General features: G+C 65.2%; 3 protein-coding genes and 1 pseudogene. 2 read left to right on the top strand and 2 right to left on the bottom strand.

Annotated elements, in window-relative coordinates; translation table 11 throughout:
* Positions 1-397 (bottom strand): annotated as a pseudogene (locus SFU54_RS02300) (ABC transporter permease); the annotation flags it as partial.
* Complete coding sequence (locus tag SFU54_RS02295; RefSeq protein ID WP_319014701.1) at positions 373-1,161, bottom strand: ABC transporter ATP-binding protein; 789 nt, start codon at positions 1,159-1,161, stop codon at positions 373-375. The gene SFU54_RS02295 and the pseudogene SFU54_RS02300, both read right to left, overlap by 25 nt.
* Positions 1,162-1,430: 269 nt before the next feature.
* On the opposite strand from SFU54_RS02295, the gene SFU54_RS02290 reads away from it, so the two are divergent.
* Both SFU54_RS02290 and SFU54_RS02285 read left to right on the top strand, forming a co-directional pair.
* Positions 1,431-2,123, top strand: coding sequence for a phosphocholine cytidylyltransferase family protein (locus tag SFU54_RS02290; RefSeq protein ID WP_319014700.1), 693 nt, complete (start codon positions 1,431-1,433; stop codon positions 2,121-2,123).
* An 80-nt stretch (positions 2,124-2,203) separates the two neighbouring features.
* A partial coding sequence (locus SFU54_RS02285; RefSeq protein ID WP_319014699.1) for an ABC transporter permease occupies positions 2,204-2,585 on the top strand: 382 nt, incomplete at its 3' end.

Here is a 2,585-nt window from a genome sequence, read left to right as displayed (position 1 = left end):
CCGCGGCCGCGGGCGTGTCTCGCCACGCAATGACGAGCGAGCTGGCCAGGGTCACGGCAAGAGCACCCGGCAGACCGACCGCACCCGCGAGGGCAAGAGACACCGCGAGGCGCCGAGGGTCGAGGGGATACGACGCGAACTGGTGCGGTTCGAGTGCCGAGCCCAGGCCGGCACTGAGCGGCGCCACAGCGATGGCCAGCGAGAGAGCTGCGGCGACGATCACCATGCCCGCGCGATGCGCCGGTTGCTGCACATCGAGCGTGAGGGCAAGAACGATGACTCCCGCGCCCACCGCCAGACCGAGGGCGACCACGAAGAGTGCGCCGCCGAGCGACTTTCCGGGCCGAAATGCCGAGGCGAGCAGCGTCAGTTTCAATCGGAGAACGTGGTCAACCACTCCAAGCCCTCCACTGCCACGCGACCGCCGGCAAGCTCGACGAATCGTTCTTCGAGGCGCTGCCCGGCCCGCACGTCATCGAGGGGCCCTGCCGCGAGGATGCGACCATCGACGATGACCGCGACGCTGTCGCACGTGCGCTCGACGAGGTCCATGTTGTGACTCGAGAGCACCACGGTGCCGCCCGCTGCGGCGAAGCGCTTGAGCAGGTCGACAGCCTGGGCGGTCGAGACCGGGTCGACCGACTCGAACGGTTCATCGAGAACGAGCACCGACGGCGAGTGGATCATGGCCGCAGCCAGAGAAATCTTCTTGACCATGCCGACCGAGTAATCGCGCACGGGGCGGTCGAGAGAACCGTCGAGGCCGAGTGCGAGGGCAAGGTCGTTGGTGCGCTCGCGCGCTGCCATGCGGTCGAGGCCCTGCAATACGGCGGCGTAGTAGAGCATTTGCGCGCCCGTCAGCCGGTCGAACACCCGCATGCGGTCGGGCAAGACGCCGATCGTGCGCTTGGCGGTCGTGGGTGATTGCCAGACGTCGACACCCCCCACCGTCACGGTTCCCGCGTCGGGGCGCAGCAGCCCGGTCATCATCAACAGGGTTGTGGTCTTGCCCGCGCCGTTGGGCCCGACGAAACCGAAGATCGAGCCTCGTCGCACGGAGAGGTCAACGTCGTCGACGGCGCGCGACCCCCCATACGACTTGCGCAGACTGCTCACGGCAAGCACCACGGGAGCGAGAGCAGCCGGCTTTGTGGGATGCACTGCCGCTGAACCAGACCGGGGCGCGGGCTTCGACGGGCGACCGGGTCGGTGGGGCTTCCCCGTGCGCTTGGGCGATGCTGGCGAGGATTCCACAGCCCTAACGCTACCAACCCCTCTGTTCGCCCCGCCCCACGTACACAGGCAGGGCGTCGGTCACGGTTCGGAAACAATAGGTGAACACACCGTGTCTTTTCGGGGTCATCGCCCGTAAACTTGAGGCGCACAACGATGTGTCCCTTCATCTACGCAGACACATCAGGAGTCCACTTATGACCACTCAGGTCGTTATTCTCGCCGCGGGCATGGGCAGCCGCTTGGGCCGCGAGCTTCCGAAGCCGCTCACCGAGCTGAGCGATGGCCGCACGATCATGCGCCAGCAGCACGACAACATTGCCGCCGCTTTCGGTACCGACGTGACCATCACCACCGTCGTCGGCTACAAGCTCGAGCACATCATCGATGCCTTCCCCGAGGTCGACTACGTCTACAACGAGCAGTACGACCAGACCAACACGTCGAAGAGCCTGCTGCGTGCCCTCAAGGCGACCGGCAAGCACGGCGTGCTGTGGATGAACGGTGACGTCGTCTTTGACCCGCAGGTTCTCGTGCGCGTGTCGACCCTCGTTCACGCCGACCGCTCGTTCGTGAGCGTGAACACCTCGACCGTGAGCGACGAAGAGGTGAAGTACACGGTCGACGCCGAAGGTTTCATTCAGAAGCTCTCGAAGACGGTGACCGGCGGCCTCGGCGAAGCCGTGGGCATCAACTACATCTCGAGCCGCGACAAGGCGGTGCTCATGCGCCACCTCAAGCAGTGCGCCGACCAAGACTATTTCGAGCGCGGCATCGAGCTGGCGATCGAGCACGATGGCATCACGGTTGAGCCCGTCGACATCAGCGACCTCTACGCCGTTGAGATCGACTTCGCCGAAGACCTCGAGCGCGCCAACCTGCACGTCTAGATCGGTCGACAGTCCCGGCGAGGGGCTGTGCCGCCGCCATTCACGAGAGTGAGGGCGTGCGTGCCGTAGCGTTATCGTTCGTGACCACAGCCCCGCCGCCGCGCCCGCCGCGCTCTGCCGCACAGGTGTATCGGCAATCGCTGTGGTTGCTCACGAGCCGTGACCTCAAGGTTCGGTACGCAACGTCGTTTCTTGGCTATCTGTGGTCGGTGCTCGACCCGCTCGTGATGGCGGTCATCTACTGGTTCGTCTTCACCCAGGTGGTTGATCGTACGATCGGCTACGAGCCCTACATCGTGTTCTTGCTCGCGGGATTGCTGCCGTGGATGTGGTTCAACGGCGCGGTCGGCGACGCAACCCGCGCCTTCACGAAAGACGCCAAGCTCGTGCGGTCGACCCGCATTCCCCGCACGATCTGGGTCAACCGCATCGTGTTGTCGAAGGGCATCGAATTCATCGCGG

The sequence above is a fragment of the Microcella sp. genome, from assembly GCF_033763155.1.
Classification (GTDB): domain Bacteria; phylum Actinomycetota; class Actinomycetes; order Actinomycetales; family Microbacteriaceae; genus Microcella.
This window is presented reverse-complemented; position numbering and strand designations above follow the sequence as displayed.

Coding starts and splice junctions, on each gene's coding strand:
- SFU54_RS02290 (WP_319014700.1), top strand. CDS start 1,431: ATGACCACTCAGGTCGTTATTCTCGCCGCGGGCATGGGCAGCCGCTTG.